This is a genomic window from Ensifer soli (assembly GCF_041928815.1).
In the GTDB taxonomy this organism is placed as follows: Bacteria; Pseudomonadota; Alphaproteobacteria; order Rhizobiales; family Rhizobiaceae; genus JBHFEI01.
This window is the reverse complement of record NZ_JBHFEI010000002.1, coordinates 144,760-161,124: the sequence shown is the minus strand read 5'-3', so window position 1 is coordinate 161,124 and position 16,365 is coordinate 144,760. Positions and strand designations below refer to the sequence as shown.

The window sequence follows — 16,365 nt, the reverse complement described above, 5'->3', positions numbered from 1 at the left end:
TGCGACCGGATCGGGACAAAGGACGCTCGGCCCGGGGCGCGTCTCGATCCCCGGATTGGCGCCTATGCTCCAGGCCGTTGTTTGACGCATGCCTTTTCGCAAGGACCGCAGCACGCTTCTGCGAGACTGCTCTATCCTTTTGTTTTTGCCGCAGTGTCTAACGCCGAAGCGGTCCCGGTCCGGCTGGACATGCTCTAGTTCGCAACAGCCGTGGCGGCTCCTTCGGCGGGAGGTCCCGCGCCGCCGACGCGCTGGGCCGCGCCGGCGAGATGGTCGCGCATCGCCTGCTCGGCGGCCTGCGCATCGCCGGCCGCGATCGCCTCGAGGATGCGCTCGTGCTCGCCGAGCGTCACGCTCGCCATGGCGTCGGAGCGCTGGCGGTTGCCGGCGGCGAGGATGCTGTCGCGCACCCGTTCCGAAACGAAGACGAGGAACTGCACGGTATAGGCGTTCTGCGTTGCCGCGGCGACAGTGCGGTGGAATTCGATGTCGGTCTTCAGCCAGGTGACGCTGCCATAGGGGGCGGCACGCATCGTCTCCTGCGCGGCACGCATCGCGGCAAGGTCTTCGTCCGTGCGCCGCTTCGCCGCCAGCGCCGCCACCTGAACCTCGATGATGCCGCGCAGTTCGAACAGGCTGCGGAAGGCGTCGGCCTGCTGCAGCGAATCGTAATCGATCGTCAGCACCGTCGGGTTCGGCGTGTCGGAGACGAAGGCGCCGCGCCCCTGCTGCGACCAGATGCGCCCCTCCGAGCGCAGCCGCGCGATCGCCTCGCGCACCACATTGCGGCTGACGCCGAAGGTGAGCGCCAGCGCCTGCTCGGTCGGCAGCTGGTCGCCGGGCTTCAGCCTGCCTTGCGCGATCTCGCGCGAGATCGAGCTGGCGACGAGGGTGGAGAGATGGGGGCCGCGATTGACCTTGTCGAGTTTCAGCGTCATGGCCGTCACCTGTAGCCGATTGGCGCCAGGGGCGCCAGAATCCGCCCGGCGCTCATGATTCCCGTCGGATCGAGCGCCTGCTTGACGCGGGTCGCAAGGTCGAGCGAGACCGGATCGATCCTCTCCAGGAAAGCGCTCCGCTTGACCCGGCCGATGCCGTGCTCGGCGCTGATCGAGCCGGAAAAGCGGTCGACGACATCAAAGATCACCGCTTCGGCCGCATGGAACAGCGCCTCCACCGCCTCCGGCCCCATGCCGACGGGCGGCACGACGTTGAGATGGACATTGCCGTCGCCGACATGGCCATAGGTGACCGCGAGCGCGTCCGGATGGCGGGCGGCGAGGGCTTCGAGCGCGGCGTCGACAAAGGCTGCCAGTGTCGAGATCGGCACGGAGACGTCGGTGCGCAGGTAACGGCCGCCGCGTCCCTGGGCCTCGACCATCACCTCGCGCAACAGCCAGAGCCGCTCGCCCTGCGCCCGGCTGGAGGCGACGACGCCGTCGACGACGAGACCGCCGGCATCGATCAGGAAATCCTCAAGGATCGCCTTCAGATCGACACGCCCGCCCGCCGCCGCCTCGATCAGGACATAGACCGGACAGGCCTCCGACAGGGGCTCGGAAAAATCCGGGCGGGCGGCGAGCGCGATCTCGATGCCGCCGCGCAGGATCAGCTCGAAGGCGGTGAGCAGATCGCTGCATTCGCGCCGCGCACGCGCATAGAGCGCCATCACATCCTCGACGGAGCGCAGGCCGACCAGCGCCGTCTCCACCTGCGTCGGCCTCGGATGGAGTTTGAGCGCCGCGGCGGTGACGATGCCGAGCGTGCCCTCGGCCCCGATGAACAACTGCTTGAGGTCGTAGCCGCGATTGTCCTTGCGCAGCATCTTCAGCCCGTTCCAGACGCGGCCGTCGCTCAAGACCACTTCGAGGCCGAGCACGAGGTCGCGGGTCATCCCGTAGCGCAGCACGTTGAAACCGCCGGCATTGGTCGCGACAGTCCCGCCGATGCGGCAGCTTCCCTGCGCGCCGAAGGTGATCGGCAGCAGGCAGTCGACGGCGTCCGCCTGGCGCTTGGCCTCCTCCAGGATGCAGCCGGCCTCGACCACCATGGCGAAGTCGATCGGGCTGACCGTGCGCACCCGGTCGAGACGCTCCAGCGAAACGACGAGCTCGCCGCCGCCGGGATCGGCCACCGCCGCGCCGACGAGGCCGGTCAGCCCGCCCTGCGGTACGACGGGAATGGCGTGCGCGTGGCACAGCGCCAGGATCCGCGAGACGTCCGCGACGCTGCGCGGCCGGGCGACGGCGAGCGGCCGGCCGACATGGTCGCCGGACCAGTCGCGGCTGTAGCGGGAGAGGTCCTCGGCGCCGGTCATCAGAATGCCATCCGGCAGCGCGGCGGAAAGCGCCGCGAGCCTGCCTGCCTCGAGATCGGGAACGACATTCATGCGCGGGTCTCCGGGGGTGGAGGAAAACATCTGGACAACTGAACCTGTTGCATGGTTATCATACAACACTGGTTTTGAACTTCAAGTGAATCCGCATGTCCAGAGACAGTGGAATGCGAAAAACCAGAATGAAAACGATAGGTTGTTGATGGAGGAGAAAAGCGATGGACAACACCGCGTCCGGCTTCCGCATGATGCATACGATGATCCGCGTCCGGGATCTCGACACTTCGATCAGGTTCTACACCGGTCTTCTCGGCATGACGCTGCTGCGCCGCGACGACTATCCCGGCGGCAAGTTCACCAATGCCTTCGTCGGCTACGGCCCGGAGGACACCCATGCCGTGGTCGAGCTGACCCTCAACTGGGGCCGCGAGGAGCCCTATGACCTCGGCACCGGCTTCGGCCATCTGGCGCTCGGCGTGCGCGACATCCACGGCGTCTGCGCCGCGCTCGAGAAGCAGGGCGCGAAGATCCCCCGCCCGCCCGGGCCGATGGCCCACGGCACCACCCACATCGCCTTCATCGAGGATCCGGACGGCTACCGCATCGAGCTGATCGATCTCGACACGATGTGACGACGCGCCGGGGCCGAGCGACAGGCCGCGGCCCCGGAACGTCCCGCCCGAGACCGTCCTCATTTGATGATCGCGATCTTGCTGCGGTCGATGGTGATGGCGACGGCGATGATGAGGACCGCGCCGAAGACGACGTTTTCGAAGAAGATGTTGACGCCGACGAAGGTCATGCCGATGCGCACGATCGAGATGATCAGCGCGCCGACCGCCGTCCGCCCGACCCCGCCGAGGCCGCCGGTGATCGCGGTCCCGCCGACGATGACGGCGGCGATGGCCGGCAGCAGCAACTGGTTGGCAAGGCTCGGCGAACCGCTCGACAGCCGCGCGGCGAGCACCACGCCGGCGATCGCGGCGAGCGTGCCGGAAATCGCGAACGCGATGACCTTCGTCCGGTCGACATGGATGCCGGCGGCAAGGGCGGCCGGCTCCCCGGCGCCGACGGCGAGGCTGTGGCGGCCGAAGCGGCTGTAGCGCAGCACGAGGAAGCTTGCGAGACCGACGACGGCCGCGATGATGACGACGACCGGCAGGCCATGGACCGTGCCGTTGATCCAGCCCGTGTAGAGGCGCCCGCCCTCCTCGATGGTGATCGCCCGCCCGGCCGCGACCCAGAGCGCGATGCCGGCGACCACGCCCCCGGTCGCAAGCGTCGCGACGAAGGACGGCACCCGGAGCCGGACATGGACGAGGCCGCTCATCAGTCCGAAGGCGAGACCGGCGGCGATCGCGATCGGAAAGGCGAGCACGCCGAGCGAGGGGAGAAGCTGGGCCAGGATGACACTCGACAGCGACGCCACCGCCTGGATCGACAGGTCGATGCCGCCGATCAGGATGACGAAGGTGACGCCCGTCGCCAGGATGAAGAGCACGGCGGTATTGGAGAGAAGCAGCGCCAGCGTCTCGCCGGTGAGGAAGCCCGGCGCCGCCAGCTCGATGACGACGATCAGCACCACCAGGAGCGCAGGCGGAATGGCGGCCTGCATCGCGCCGCCGCCGAACCATTCGGATATCCTGTTCATCAAAACCTCCTCACACCATGGCCCGGACAAGATCGACCTGGTCCGGCTTGCTGCCGGGACTTGCATCGAAGCGCGCGGTGATCTCCCCGTCGCGCATCACCAGGACCCGGTGCGACAGGCCGATCGTCTCCTCCAGCGTGTCCGACAGGAGCAGGATGGCGACGCCGTCGTCCGAAAGGTCGCGCACCAGCTCGTAGACCTCCTCCTTGGCGCCGACATCGAGGCCGCGCGTCGGATGGTCGAGGACGAGGATGCGCGAGCCGGCGGTCATCCAGCGGGCAAGCACCACCTTCTGCTGGTTGCCGCCGGACAGCTTGCGGCAGGCGACGTCCGGCCCCGGCGCCTTGATGCGCAGGCGCCGGATCCAGTCGGTGGCGAGCTTTCGCTCCAGGCCGTAGTCGATGGCGCCGCGGCGCATCACCGGCGTCAGGTCGGCGAGCGTAATGTTCTCCGCGATCGACAGGAACATCACCAGCCCCTCGATGCGCCGCTCGCGCGGGATATAGCCGATGCCCCGCCCGACCGCGTCGCCGGGGGAGGAAAGCCGCACCGCCTCGCCCCTGATCTTCAGCGTGCCCTCCGTCTGCGGCAGGAAGCCACCGAGCGTGCGGGAGATCTCCTCTCGGCCCGAGCCGACGACGCCGGCGATGCCGACCACCTCGCCGGCGCGAATCTCGAAATCGACATGACGGTAGGCGCCCTTCAGCCCGAGGCCCTTCGCCTCGATCACCACGTCCGCGCGCGGCGCTTTCTGCCGGGGCTCCTTGTAGTAGGCCGTGTGCAGGCCGCGCCCGACCATGATCTCGTGCAGTTGCGGCGCGGTGACGTCGCCCGCCCGGTGTTCGGCGACCACCTCGCCGTCCTTCATCGTATAGACCCGGTCGGAGATGCGCAGCACCTCGTCGAGCCGGTGCGAGACGAAGACGAAGCTCGCCCTCGCCTTCAGCGCCGTCACCCGGCCGAAAAGCACGTCGATGTCGGCACTGGTCAGAACAGAGGTCGGCTCGTCGAGCAGGATGACCAGCGGCCGCGAGACGCTTTCTTCCAGCGTCAGCGCCTTGGCGAGCTCGACCATCTGGCGGGCGGCGAAGCTCAGTTCGGAGGTGCGCGTCGCCACGTCGATGTCGACGCCGATCTTGTCGAGCTGGCGGCGGGCGGCGGCGCGCATCGCCTTCCAGTTGACGACGCCGAGCCGGGTGAACCGGTCTTCCTGACCGAGATAGATGTTCTCCGCGACGGAGAGATTGAGCAGCAGCGACTGCTCCTGGAACACCATGCCGATGCCGTACCGGGCGGCGTCGCGGGTGCCGCGCAGCTTCAGCGGCGCGCCGTCGAGCGTCATCGTTCCGGAATCGGGCCGGAGCGTGCCGGCGAGCGTGCGCATCAGCGTCGACTTGCCGGCGCCGTTCTCGCCGATCAGGCCGACGACCTCGTTTTCGCGGATGTCGACGCTGACATTCTTCAGGGCCTGAACGCCGAGGAAGGATTTGGAAATGGCCTGGACGGACAGCATGGCGCTCACTTCACGATTTTCAGGCGGATACGGTCGAGCGACAGCGCCACGGCGGCGATGATCATCAGTCCCTGCACGGTCTGCTGGACGTAAGGGGAGATGCCGAGCAGCACCATGCCGTTGGCGAGCACGGTGACGATCAGCACGCCGACGAGCGTGTTGAGCACGCCGCCCTCGCCGCCGGTCAGTGCCGTGCCGCCGACGACGACGGCGGTGACGGCGGCAAACAGCCGGCCATCGGCGATGACCGCGTTCGACTGGCCGAGCTGGGCAGCCGACAGCACGCCGGCAATGCCGAAGAAGAAGCCGGCGAGCCCGAAGGCGATGATGCGCACGCGCTGCGGATTGACGCCGGAAAGCTCGGCCACGTCCTCACCGCCGCCGAGCGCCAGGATGTGGCGGCCGAGGCGGGTGTGGTACTGGACGACGATCGCGAAGAGGAAGGCGCCGGCCGCCACCCAGACGGCGATCGGCAGGCCGAGGAACCGTTCCAGCGCCAGCGCCCGGATCGATCCGTCCATCAGCCGGACGGCCGAGCCGCCGAGCATGAAGACGGCGAGGCCGAGACCGATGAACCAGACGCCGAGCGTCGTCATGAAGGAGGGGATGCGCAGCACCGTCTGCACGATGCCGTTCAGCAGCCCGATCGCCGTGCTCGCGGCGATGGCGGCCAGAACCGCCAGCCAGCCATAGTCGTTGCCGTTGCCATCGTTCGCGGCGAGCAGCACCAGCACCATCGCCGCGACCGACAGCGCGCCCTCGACCGACAGGTCGATGCTGCCCATCAGGATGATGAAGGTCATGCCCATGGCGAGCGTCAGCGGCACCGCGGCGGAATTGGCGATGCGCACGAGATTGCGCGGCTCGATGAAATTCGGATTGGCGATGCTGATCAGGATGCAGAGCACGACCAGCACCACCAGCGGCGCGAAGGCCCGAAGCCGCGCGGCATTCCTGCCCGAAAGCGCGCGCGCGAAAAACCCACCCATCGATGCCTCCCGTTCCCCTCCGGCAACGGGCTTCATGGTTTCAGAATTCAGGGACAATGACCATACTCCGGGAAAGACGGGGCACCGGCGGCACTTCAAGGCGCCGCCGGCAGGGGCGTGGCGCGATCAGACGCGGATCGGCCCGACGACACGGCCCCAGAGGTCGTTCCAGTCGACGCTCGGCTGCGCCTCGACATTGGTCTTGTAATACTCCTCGACATTGTCCTTGGCGATCGTCACGACCTTGCCGTAGAACTCGCGGTGCTCGGGCGGCTCGCTTGCAGGGTCGAACTTCTTCTGCAGCGCCGCCAGCCCGATCGCCAGCCCCATGCCGCCCTGCCAGAAGGGGTCGGAGGTAATGGTGCAGGCGAATTCGCCGCTGCGCACCGCATCGACCGCCGTCTTGATCCCGTCGATGCCGACGACCGGAACCTTGCCGGCCAGCCCCTCGCCGCGCAGCGCCTCCAGCGCGCCGACGCCCATGTCGTCATTGGCGGCCCAGATGCCCTTGATCTCGTCGCCGAAGCGGGTGAGCAGGTTGGAGGTGAGGTCGAAGGCCTCGGTCGATTTCCAGTTGGCCACCTGGAAATCGAGCAGCTTGATGTCGGGATGGGCGGCGAGCGCCTCGTCGAGCCCCTTCTTGCGCTCGATCGCCGCCGTGGTCGAGATCATGCCGCCAAGCGCGATGATGCCGCCCGAACCGCCGATCGTCTTGAACAGGATCTCGGCGATCTGCTTGCCGCTGGCGATCCCGTCGAACTCGATGTGCGAGACATAGTTCGGACTGAAATCGACCGGATGCAGGTCGGCCGGCTTGTTCCACTGGGTGACGACATAGGCCCCGGCCGCCTTGCAGGCCTCCACGATCGGGCGGGCGTCGGGCGTGTCGTTCGGATCCGAGTTCAGCACCATGTTGCCGCCGGTCTTCGCCAGCATCGCCTTGATGTCGGCGATGCCCTTCTCGCTGTTGCCCTCGGAGACGAGCGTGACATGCTCGAGGCCGACGGACGTGGCGAAGGCCTCAGCCCCGGATTTCCACACCGCGTGATAGGGGTTCGAAAGCGAGCGGATCGAGGTCACCAGCGTCGGCGCCCCTTGCGCGTAAAGGCGTTTCGGCAGGGCGGCGATACCCAGCCCCGCCGCGGCCCCGAGCAAGAGGGTGCGGCGCCTGATTTCTCCCATGCGCGTCGAAGTCCACTGGTCCTGCATTCTCGATCCTCCCGTTGAAACGACATCTTCCGCCTGCCGCGCTCCTGTTCCTCCGGGCGGCGGGCGGCTGCGAAGACCTGTCGTCAACGCTCCTCTGTTGTACGACAACCCTTCAAGACGGGAACCTTACCCCTTCTCTTGACGCGACACAAGGGACTTGCGATGTTGCGCCGCCGAAGCCGTCCGGCCGAGGCGCCGGGCGGCACTGAGCGCCCGCATTCTCTTCCCTCCCGCCATCGAGTGTCGGCCGTCAGCGCCGCGACACGGTCGCAACACCAGCCAGCGGAACAGCCGATGACCGATCCGAGAGCCCTTCTTCGCGCCACCTTCGACGCCGCCGTGCGCGCCGCCGATCCGCTCGACGGTATCGCCCGGCACCTGCCCGAACGGCCGAAGGGCCGCACCATCGTCGTCGGCGCCGGCAAGGGTTCGGCGCAGATGGCCGCCGCGCTGGAATCGCTTTGGGAAGGCCCGCTCGAGGGCGTCGTCGTCACCCGTTACGGCTTCGGCGCGCCCTGCCGGAGGATCGAGATCATCGAGGCCTCCCATCCGGTCCCGGACGCCGCCGGCCTCGTCGCCTCGCGCCGGCTGATGGAGGCGGTCCGGGGCCTGACCGCGGACGATCTCGTCATCGCGCTGATCTCCGGCGGCGGTTCCGCCCTGCTGCCGGCGCCGGCCGGCGCCATCACGTTGGCGGAGGAGATCGCCGTCAACGAGGCGCTGCTCGCCTCCGGCGCGCCGATCTCGGCGATGAACACGATCCGCAAGCACATCTCGACGATCAAGGGCGGACGCCTTGCCGCCGCCGCCCATCCGGCGCGCGTCGTCTCGCTGATCGTCTCCGACATTCCCGGCGACGATCCGGCGATGGTCGCCTCCGGCCCGACGGTGGCCGATGCCGGCAGCCGCGCCGAGGCGCTCGCCTTCGTCGAGACCTATGGCATGGTGCTGCCGGACGCGGTAATGGCCCATCTCCGCTCGCCGGCGGCGGACGGGCTTTCTCCGGACGATCCGCGCCTTGCCGGCCATTCGGTTCATATCGTCGCCTCCGCCTCCGTCTCGCTGGAGGCGGCCGCGGCGGAGGCGCGGCGGCAGGGGATCGAGGCGGCGATCCTCTCCGACGCGATCGAGGGCGAAGCGCGCGACGTCGCCCTCGTCCATGCCGCGATCGCCCGCGAGATCGCACACCGTGACCGGCCCTTCACCCGGCCGGTGCTGCTTCTGTCCGGCGGCGAGACGACGGTCACCCTTCGCGCCAGGGGCAAGGGCGGTCGCAACAGCGAATTCCTCCTCGCCTTCGCGCTCGCCATCAACGGCGTCGACGGCATAGAGGCGCTTGCCGCCGATACCGACGGCATCGACGGGTCCGAGGACAATGCCGGCGCCTTTGCCGATGGCGGCACGGTCGCCCGCCTGCGCGGCGCCGGCCTCGACGCGCGCGCGCTGCTCGCCGGCAATGACGCCTGGACAGCCTTCGACAGCATCGGAGACCTGCTCATCACGGGGCCGACCGGCACCAACGTCAACGACTTCCGTGCCATCCTGATCCGCTGAGGATGGACAAACCGGCGCGATCGGACAGAAAAGGCACGCTCTGTCTTGAAAGCGTCACGATCACCCTCTATCTGTTGATCATCGGTTACGGAATTCGTTTCCGGCTGGTGACCACGGATGTACTGGCACCGCTGTCGAGACGAGTAGGAGAGGTCGGGTTCTGCCCGGCCTTTTTCCGTTTTTATCCCTGAGAACACAGGACTGACCTGCGACCGGCCTCGATGCGGCGGGATCGGGATGCCGCCGGAAAAGCAAAAGCCCGGTGCGGGAGGAGGTGCACCGGGCTTCTAAACAGGCCAGCAACCGGGAGGAGGAGTGTTGCTGGCGGTTACGAAACGGTCTGGGAGGAGGAGTGACCGTTTCGATGAGAGGATCATACAGGATCAGCGGTTAAAAAACAGGCAAGACCTTGCAATGCACCATTGCACTCCGCGCATAGCTTGCCGCTCACTCGTGCCAGGCATCGGCGAGAATGCGCAGCCAGTTCTCACGGCAGATCCGCGCCAGGTCGTCCGAACCGTAGCCGGCATCGGCAAGGGCGGCGACGAGCACCTGCGTTCCGGCGGCGTCGCCGATCGCCTCGGGAATGGTGGCGCCGTCGAAATCCGAACCGAGGCCGACACAGTCGATCCCGACCCGCTCGACCAGACGGTCGACATGGCGGACCATGTCGGAGACGGGCGTCGCGGCGTTTTCCTGCCCGTCGGAGCGCAGCATCGTCGTGGCGAAGTTGAGGCCGACGATCCCCCGGCTCTCGCGGATGGCGTCGAGCTGGCGGTCCGTCAGGTTGCGCGCGACGGGGGTCAGCGCATGGACGTTGGAGTGGCTGTGCACGAGCGGCCGGTCCGAGGTCCGCGCCACGTCCCAGAAACCCTTTTCGTTGATATGGGCGAGATCGACGACAATGCCGAGCCGGTTGCAGGTGCGCACCAGATCGAAGCCCGCCGCCGTCAGGCCGGGCCCGATGTCCGGATCCGCGGGATAGGCGAAGGGCACGCCGTGGCCGAAAAGCGTATGCCGGCTCCACACCGGGCCGAGGGAGCGCAGTCCCGCCGCATGGAACACCTCGAGCGCGGCCAGATCCGCGCCGATCGCCTCCGCCCCCTCGATGTGCAGGACGGCGGCGAAGACACCCTTCCTGATCGCCGCGCGGATCTCGCCCGTCGACCGGCAGAGCGCCCAGGCGCCGGCCCGGTCGAGACGGTGCGCGATCGCGGCCATTTCCATCGCCGTATCGAGCGCCGCATGCCGGTCGAGCGGCCGCGGCAGGGGGATCCTGTAGTGGCCGTTCTCGTCGGGGATGCGCGGCTGCATGTCCGGCGAGGAGACGTAGATCGCCGAAAGCCCGCCAACGACGGCGCCGGCGCGTGCGCGCGGCGCGTCGAGATGGCCCTCGGCGGTGCCTTCGACGAACTGGCGCACCGGGTCGCCACCGTCGCGGGCATGGCTCCAGAGCCGGTGAAGCACGTCATTGTGGCCGTCGAATACTGCCTGCATCGATTCCGATCCTGAACGGGGCGTCGGGCGGACCTGTCTGAAAGACGGGACCGCGCTATATCGCCACCTACAGCATGGCGGATGAAAAGGGAATCATCCGCCATGCGGCCGCTCTCCCCTTTCGCCACCGCACCGTCCCGCTGTGGCGCGGGCGCCGCACCGGTGCCGGGCAATGGCGAAAGGGGAGAGCGGAAATGCCGGAGGGGGTGTCGGACGCCCGGCTTTTCTGCCATCAGTCTCGACCGGGCCGTGCGACGGCAAGGCAGCGCGGCGCCTCGTGCCGCGCCGGAACAACGGGTTGGAGCAATCGGGCATGACGCGCGATGGAATGGGGGCCGCGACCGCGGCCCGGGGAATGGCGGCGACCATGACGCGGCTCGCCGTGCTGCTCGTGCTTGGGCTCGCGCTTGGCGGATGCGCCGGACGGGCCGCCGGCGTGCTCGTCGCGGGGCCGACGACAGAGGGCGCCTCCAAGGTCGACCTGCTCGTCGCCACCACCCGTGCGCGCACGGCGCAGCCCGGCATCCTTTTCAACGGCGAACGCGCGACCGAGGTGTCGACGACCGAGATCGTCGTCTCGATCCCGCCCGACGCCAACCGCAAGGTCGGCCAGGTGCAATGGCCGAAGAAACTGCCGCCCGACCCGGCCAAGGAATTCTCGACCGTCAGCATCACCCCGCTGACGCGGCCGGAGGCGAGCCGCGCCTGGGTGAAGCGCAACATGCCGGAAAACCGCCGCATGCTGATCTTCGTGCACGGCTTCAACAACAAGTATGAGGATGCCGTCTACCGCTTCGCCCAGATCGTCCATGATTCGCGCGCCGACGTCGCGCCGGTGATCTTCACCTGGCCGTCGCGCGCGACGATCTTCGACTACAATTACGACAAGGAAAGCACCAACTATTCGCGCGATGCGCTGGAGGAACTGCTGCGCGTCGCGGCCCGCGACCCGGCCGTCGGCGAAATCACCGTCATGGCCCATTCGATGGGCTCGTGGCTGACGATCGAGGCGCTGCGGCAGATGGCGATCCGCGACGGCCGGGTGGCGAAGAAGATCAGCAACGTCATCCTCGCCTCGCCCGACCTCGACGTTGACGTGTTCCAGAAGCAGCTCGACGCCATGGGCGCCGACAAGCCGAAATTCACCATCTTCGTTTCGCGCGACGACCGGGCGCTGACGATCTCGCGCACGATCTCCGGCAATATCGACCGCCTCGGCCAGATCGACCCGACGCAGGAGCCCTATCGCAGCAGCCTCGAGAAGGAAGGCATCACCGTGATCGACCTGACGGCGCTGAAAGGCGCCGACCAGCTCAACCATGGCAAATTCGCCGAAAGCCCGGAAGTGGTGCAACTACTCGGCAACCGGCTGATCGCGGGCCAGACGGTCACCGATTCCGATGTCGGGCTCGGCGAGCGGATCGGCGGCATCGCGCTCGGCACGGCCCAGACGGTCGGCACCGCCGCCGGCATCGCGGTCAGCACGCCGATCCTGATCTTCGATCCGACGACCCGGGAGAATTACGGCGGCCAGTTCGAACGGCTCGGCCGGTCCGTCTCCAACACGGTCGGCTCGGCCGTCGTCCAGTGACCAAGGCGGGAGGGCGGCGATGAACCTCAAGCAGTTCGCCGCCCGGCTCGGCCTTTCCCCCACGACGGTCAGCCGGGCGCTGAGCGGCTATCCCGAAGTCAAGGCCGCAACGCGCGAACGCGTGCTGAAGGCGGCGGCCCTCTACGGCTACCGGCCGAACACCAGCGCGCTCGGGCTTGCGACCGGCCGCGTCGGGGCGATCGGCATCGTCTTCAAGGGCGACACAGAATTCGGCCCGCATACGAGCGAATTCATGGGCGGCCTCGGAACGCGGCTGCAAAGGGACGAGATCGACATGCTCGTCGTCACGGTCGGCTCGGCCGAGGCGGAATTCGCCGCCTATCGCCGGCTGGCGGCGAGCAAGCGCGTCGACGGCATCGTGCTCCATTCGCCCGTGGTCGAGGATCCGCGCATCCCGCTGCTGGAGGAGCTCGGCCTTCCGTTCGTCATCCACGGCCGCGCCACGGCCGAGGGCCGGCATGGCTGGCTCGACATCGACAATGCCGGCGCGATCCGGCAGGCGACCGGCCTTCTCGCCGATCTCGGCCATCGCCGCATCGGCTTCATCAACGGCGTGCGCGGCAGGACCTTCGCCGAGCACCGGCTGGAAGGCTATGTCGATGTGCTGACGGAGCGGGAGATCGCGCTCGATCCGCAGCTCTGCGGCAACGGCGAGTTCACGGACGAGATGGGATTCCGGCTGATGCAGGGCTTCCTCGACCTCGACGACCCGCCGACCGCCGTGCTGGCGGGATCGATGATGTCGGCGCTCGGCGCGATGCGGGCGATCCGCATCGCCGGCCTGAGGGTCGGCGACGACATCTCCCTGATCGCCCATGACGACGTCTTTCCCTATCTCAGCCCGGAAAACCTGGTGCCGACGCTGTCGACGACGCGCTCGCCGATCCGCGCGGCCGGCGCGCGCATCGGCGACCTGATCCTCGACCTCGTCCAGGGCGGCGACGGTCACACGCTCAGGGAGGTTTGGCCCGTCGAGCTGGTGATGCGCCATTCGACCGCTGCCTGCCCCCGCTGAAAAGACAGCATGGAAAAGGCAACGCGGATCAGACGGTCAGTTCCCGCCGGTCGCGCTCCGTCACCACCGCGAGGTCGAGCACCTTCTGCAGGTTGGCCGCATGCCGGAAGCCGGGATCGACCTGTTCGCCCGCGGCGACGGCGGCGGCGAAACGCTGGTAGTTGGTCGGCACCGTCCCGGCATCGATCTCGCGCCAGACCGCGGTTTCGACATCGCTGCCGAGGCAGCCGCTGAGCCAGGATCCGTCGGGCGTGTGGCGAAGGTCGAGCGCGCCCTTGTCGCCGTGCAGCCGGAGGCGGAGTTCGTTAAGGTGGCCCGTCGCCCAGCGACTGGCATGGATCACGCCCATCGCGCCATTGTCGAACTCGGCGGTCATTGCGAAGCTGTCATTGGCGTCGAGGTCGTATTCGCCGATCCGGTTTTCCGGCGCCTTGTCGAAGGTCTTCAGCCGCGCGAAGATGGTGCGCACGTCGCTCGCCGTCGCATAGCTCGCGAAATCGAGAATGTGGATGCCGACATCGCCGAGCACGCCGTTCGAGCCGTGCTTGGTCGACAGGCGCCAGAGCCATTGCGATTCCGTCGCCCAGTCGCCCCAGGCGCGCGAGATCAGCCAGCTCTGCAGGTAGGAGGCCTCGATGTGGCGTACCGTGCCGATCTCGCCGGCCTCGACCATGGCGCGCGCCCGCTGCAGGGGCGCGACATTCCGGTAGGTCAGGTTGACCATCGTCGTCAGCCCGGAACGTTCCGCGGCTTCCGCCATCTCGGCCGCCTTCGGAAAGTTCTCCGCCAGCGGCTTCTCGCAGAGCACATGCTTTCCGGCGGCGATCAGCGCCAGCGTCGTCGCGTGATGGACGCGGTCCGGCGTGACATTGGTCGCAGCGTCGAAGTCGCCCCAGGCGATCGCGTCGTCGAGCGTCGAGAAGGTCTCCGGAATCGCGTGGCGCTCGGCAAAGGCCCTGGCGCGGGTGGGATCGACATCGACGGCGCCGACCAGGTCTACGCCCTCGATCGCCGCGAAGGCATGGGCATGGGCGTTCGCCATGCCCCCGGTGCCGAGCACGAGAAGACGCATCAGCGATACCCCGCCTCGCCCGCTTGGTGCAGCCGCGGTCCCCGCTCCTCGATCGGCTCCAGCGCGCGTTCGACCGGCACGTTGGGCGCGTCGTGGATCGCGGCATAGGTGCCTTGCGGATTGTAGGCCCATTTCACCGCGTTGCGCAGCACCTTCTGCACGGTGGCGTCGTGGTAGGTCGGATAGGTCTCGTGGCCGGGGCGAAAATAGAAGATGTTGCCGGCGCCGCGCCTCCAGGTCATGCCGGAGCGAAACACCTCTCCGCCGGCAAACCACGAGATGAAGACGGTCTCGAGCGGCTCCGGCACCGAGAACTGCTCGCCATACATCTCCTCGTTCTCGAGGACGAAATTGTCCTCGAGGCCTTCGGCGATCGGATGGCGCGGATTGATCACCCAGAGGCGCTCGCGCTCGCCGGCCTCGCGCCATTTCAGCGCGCAAGGGGTGCCCATCAGCCGCTTGAACGGCTTGGAGAAATGACCGGAATGCAGGACGATCAGCCCCATGCCTTCCCAGACCCGGCGCGCCACCCGCTCGACGATATCGTCCGACACGGCGCCGTGATCCTTGTGGCCCCACCAGAGCAGGACATCGGTCCCGGCAAGACGCTCGGCGGAAAGCCCGTGCTCGGGTTCCTGCAGCGTCGCCGTCGTCGCCGAGATCGCGGCATCGGCGTTGACCGCCTCGGCGATCGTCGTGTGCATGCCGCGCGGGTAGAGGCCGCGCACGATGTCGTTGGTCTGCTCGTGGATGTTCTCGCCCCAGACGATGGTGCGTATGGCCATGATCGCGCTCCGCTCGAAGGATACAAACGACGTTCGCCGCCGTGACAGGAAGGAAAAATTGAAACCGCTTTCAATTTTTCCTTATGGCCACGTCTGCGATTCGGCAAGAGGGCCGCCGCCCGTGCCATCAGTGAAACGTCGATTTCGAGAAAAGGTTCAGCACCATCACGCCGGCAATGATCAGCGCGAGGCCGATGACGGCCGCGAGATCGAGCGTCTGGCCGAAGACGAGGAAACCGACGAGAGAGATCAGCACGATGCCGAGCCCGCTCCAGATCGCATAGGCGATGCCGACCGGAATGTAGCGCAGCGTCGAGGAGAGGAAATAGAAGGCGACCGCGTAGCAGACGACCATCGCGAGCGTCGGCACGAGCCGTGTGAAATGCTGCGCGGCCTGCATCGCCGAGGTGCCGAGCACCTCGAAGACGATGGCAAGCACCAGCAGCGAATAGAGCATGACGGGGTTCATGGCCGGGTTCCGGAGGCAGGAGGAGCGGGTGCCGCGAGCGCCGCCAGTTCGACGCGGATCGCGGCGCGGGTGGCGGCGTCGAGATCGTGGCTTCCGAGCAGATCGGCGAGCCAGACGCCGTCGGCGGCAAAGCGGGCGAGCTGATGGCGCGGGGCGCCGTCGGTCGCGCCAAACCGCTCCGCCTTCGCCGCCACCCAGTCGTGCCAGCGGGCGCGCAAGGAGGGGACACCGAGGATCGCGGCGGTGAGGCCGCGCCAGCCCTCGCCCTCGGCGGAGAGGCCGAGGTCGAGGCTGCAGGCGACATAGGCGCGGGTGAAGCGCCCCTCCGCCACCGGATCGGCCGCGATAGCCGCCTCGATCGCCGTATCGAACCGGCCGACGAGATCCTCGAACAGGGCATCGATCAGCGCGTCGCGACCGGGGAAATGGTGCAGCAGCCCGCCTTTGGAGACGCCGACCGCCTTCGAGACGGCATCGAGCGTCAATGCCGCGGGACCTTCGACGGCGCAGAGATCGGCCGCCGCCGCCAAAAGCTTGCGGCGGACCTGTTGCGGCTTCTTCGGGCGGCGATGGGCGTCGGACATGCCACCATAAACATACCAACCGGACGGTTTGTCAAGCAGGCGCGCGATGAATCGCCGCAACCGCTCCTGACCCGCGGAAA

The 16,365-nt window shown here is 67.9% G+C and carries 15 protein-coding genes; 4 read left to right on the top strand and 11 right to left on the bottom strand.

Annotated elements, in window-relative coordinates:
- Positions 1-194: 194 nt before the first annotated feature.
- On the bottom strand, positions 195-938 hold the full coding sequence (locus ACEVQ6_RS03450; protein ID WP_374887506.1) for a FadR/GntR family transcriptional regulator: 744 nt from the start codon (positions 936-938) through the stop codon (positions 195-197).
- A gap of 5 nt (positions 939-943) precedes the next feature.
- Positions 944-2,389, bottom strand: a complete 1,446-nt coding sequence (locus ACEVQ6_RS03445; RefSeq protein WP_374887505.1) for an FAD-binding oxidoreductase — start codon at positions 2,387-2,389, stop codon at positions 944-946.
- 164 nt (positions 2,390-2,553) lie between these two features.
- On the opposite strand from ACEVQ6_RS03445, the gene gloA reads away from it, so the two are divergent.
- Positions 2,554-2,967, top strand: a complete 414-nt coding sequence (gene gloA, locus ACEVQ6_RS03440; RefSeq protein ID WP_374887504.1) for a lactoylglutathione lyase — start codon at positions 2,554-2,556, stop codon at positions 2,965-2,967.
- Positions 2,968-3,026: 59 nt separating this feature from the next.
- Here the strand turns inward: gloA and ACEVQ6_RS03435 are convergent, their stop codons facing one another.
- From ACEVQ6_RS03435 to ACEVQ6_RS03420, 4 genes are all read right to left on the bottom strand, one after another.
- Positions 3,027-3,986 (bottom strand): ABC transporter permease, encoded by a 960-nt coding sequence (locus tag ACEVQ6_RS03435; RefSeq protein WP_374887503.1) that lies wholly within the window; start codon positions 3,984-3,986, stop codon positions 3,027-3,029.
- Between the two features lie 10 nt (positions 3,987-3,996).
- A complete protein-coding gene (locus tag ACEVQ6_RS03430; protein ID WP_374887502.1) occupies positions 3,997-5,499 on the bottom strand; it encodes a sugar ABC transporter ATP-binding protein in 1,503 nt (500 codons plus the stop codon).
- Between the two features lie 5 nt (positions 5,500-5,504).
- Positions 5,505-6,488, bottom strand: a complete 984-nt coding sequence (locus tag ACEVQ6_RS03425; protein WP_374887501.1) for an ABC transporter permease — start codon at positions 6,486-6,488, stop codon at positions 5,505-5,507.
- Between the two features lie 126 nt (positions 6,489-6,614).
- On the bottom strand, positions 6,615-7,670 hold the full coding sequence (locus ACEVQ6_RS03420; protein ID WP_374887500.1) for a sugar ABC transporter substrate-binding protein: 1,056 nt from the start codon (positions 7,668-7,670) through the stop codon (positions 6,615-6,617).
- 321 nt (positions 7,671-7,991) lie between these two features.
- Between ACEVQ6_RS03420 and ACEVQ6_RS03415 the strand changes: the two genes are divergently transcribed.
- Positions 7,992-9,251, top strand: a complete 1,260-nt coding sequence (locus tag ACEVQ6_RS03415) for a glycerate kinase type-2 family protein (protein WP_374887499.1) — start codon at positions 7,992-7,994, stop codon at positions 9,249-9,251.
- Positions 9,252-9,698: 447 nt separating this feature from the next.
- On the opposite strand, the gene ACEVQ6_RS03410 is transcribed toward ACEVQ6_RS03415, so the two are convergent.
- Positions 9,699-10,748 (bottom strand): dipeptidase, encoded by a 1,050-nt coding sequence (locus ACEVQ6_RS03410; protein WP_374887498.1) that lies wholly within the window; start codon positions 10,746-10,748, stop codon positions 9,699-9,701.
- Positions 10,749-11,103: 355 nt separating this feature from the next.
- Between ACEVQ6_RS03410 and ACEVQ6_RS03405 the strand changes: the two genes are divergently transcribed.
- Both ACEVQ6_RS03405 and ACEVQ6_RS03400 read left to right on the top strand, forming a co-directional pair.
- Positions 11,104-12,339 carry an alpha/beta hydrolase gene (locus ACEVQ6_RS03405; protein WP_374887790.1) on the top strand — a complete coding sequence of 412 codons (1,236 nt, stop codon included), beginning with the start codon at positions 11,104-11,106 and terminating at the stop codon, positions 12,337-12,339.
- Between the two features lie 19 nt (positions 12,340-12,358).
- The gene (locus tag ACEVQ6_RS03400) at positions 12,359-13,375 is read left to right on the top strand and encodes a LacI family DNA-binding transcriptional regulator (RefSeq protein WP_374887497.1); all 1,017 of its coding nucleotides are present in this window, start codon (positions 12,359-12,361) and stop codon (positions 13,373-13,375) included.
- A gap of 28 nt (positions 13,376-13,403) precedes the next feature.
- Here ACEVQ6_RS03400 and ACEVQ6_RS03395 read toward each other — a convergent pair whose 3' ends face one another.
- The 4 genes from ACEVQ6_RS03395 to ACEVQ6_RS03380 form a co-directional block, all read right to left on the bottom strand.
- The gene (locus ACEVQ6_RS03395) at positions 13,404-14,447 is read right to left on the bottom strand and encodes a Gfo/Idh/MocA family protein (protein ID WP_374887496.1); all 1,044 of its coding nucleotides are present in this window, start codon (positions 14,445-14,447) and stop codon (positions 13,404-13,406) included.
- A complete protein-coding gene (locus ACEVQ6_RS03390) occupies positions 14,447-15,232 on the bottom strand; it encodes a ThuA domain-containing protein (RefSeq protein WP_374887495.1) in 786 nt (261 codons plus the stop codon). Before ACEVQ6_RS03390 ends, ACEVQ6_RS03395 begins: the two co-directional genes overlap by 1 nt.
- A gap of 127 nt (positions 15,233-15,359) precedes the next feature.
- Positions 15,360-15,701: an SMR family transporter gene (locus ACEVQ6_RS03385; protein ID WP_374887494.1), complete on the bottom strand. Its 342-nt coding sequence runs from the start codon at positions 15,699-15,701 to the stop codon at positions 15,360-15,362.
- The gene (locus tag ACEVQ6_RS03380) at positions 15,698-16,285 is read right to left on the bottom strand and encodes a TetR/AcrR family transcriptional regulator (protein WP_374887493.1); all 588 of its coding nucleotides are present in this window, start codon (positions 16,283-16,285) and stop codon (positions 15,698-15,700) included. The genes ACEVQ6_RS03385 and ACEVQ6_RS03380 overlap by 4 nt, the downstream gene beginning before the upstream one ends.
- Positions 16,286-16,365 lie beyond the last annotated feature (80 nt).

Bases quoted from the DNA above. Each gene is read 5' to 3' on its own strand.
- ACEVQ6_RS03380 (WP_374887493.1), bottom strand. From the start codon at position 16,285: ATGTCCGACGCCCATCGCCGCCCGAAGAAGCCGCAACAGGTCCGCCGC.
- ACEVQ6_RS03400 (WP_374887497.1), top strand. From the start codon at position 12,359: ATGAACCTCAAGCAGTTCGCCGCCCGGCTCGGCCTTTCCCCCACGACG.
- ACEVQ6_RS03385 (WP_374887494.1), bottom strand. From the start codon at position 15,701: ATGAACCCCGTCATGCTCTATTCGCTGCTGGTGCTTGCCATCGTCTTC.
- ACEVQ6_RS03445 (WP_374887505.1), bottom strand. From the start codon at position 2,389: ATGAATGTCGTTCCCGATCTCGAGGCAGGCAGGCTCGCGGCGCTTTCC.
- ACEVQ6_RS03395 (WP_374887496.1), bottom strand. From the start codon at position 14,447: ATGCGTCTTCTCGTGCTCGGCACCGGGGGCATGGCGAACGCCCATGCC.
- gloA (WP_374887504.1), top strand. From the start codon at position 2,554: ATGGACAACACCGCGTCCGGCTTCCGCATGATGCATACGATGATCCGC.
- ACEVQ6_RS03425 (WP_374887501.1), bottom strand. From the start codon at position 6,488: ATGGGTGGGTTTTTCGCGCGCGCGCTTTCGGGCAGGAATGCCGCGCGG.
- ACEVQ6_RS03450 (WP_374887506.1), bottom strand. From the start codon at position 938: ATGACGCTGAAACTCGACAAGGTCAATCGCGGCCCCCATCTCTCCACC.
- ACEVQ6_RS03415 (WP_374887499.1), top strand. From the start codon at position 7,992: ATGACCGATCCGAGAGCCCTTCTTCGCGCCACCTTCGACGCCGCCGTG.
- ACEVQ6_RS03405 (WP_374887790.1), top strand. From the start codon at position 11,104: ATGGCGGCGACCATGACGCGGCTCGCCGTGCTGCTCGTGCTTGGGCTC.
- ACEVQ6_RS03410 (WP_374887498.1), bottom strand. From the start codon at position 10,748: ATGCAGGCAGTATTCGACGGCCACAATGACGTGCTTCACCGGCTCTGG.
- ACEVQ6_RS03435 (WP_374887503.1), bottom strand. From the start codon at position 3,986: ATGAACAGGATATCCGAATGGTTCGGCGGCGGCGCGATGCAGGCCGCC.
- ACEVQ6_RS03420 (WP_374887500.1), bottom strand. From the start codon at position 7,670: ATGGGAGAAATCAGGCGCCGCACCCTCTTGCTCGGGGCCGCGGCGGGG.
- ACEVQ6_RS03430 (WP_374887502.1), bottom strand. From the start codon at position 5,499: ATGCTGTCCGTCCAGGCCATTTCCAAATCCTTCCTCGGCGTTCAGGCC.
- ACEVQ6_RS03390 (WP_374887495.1), bottom strand. From the start codon at position 15,232: ATGGCCATACGCACCATCGTCTGGGGCGAGAACATCCACGAGCAGACC.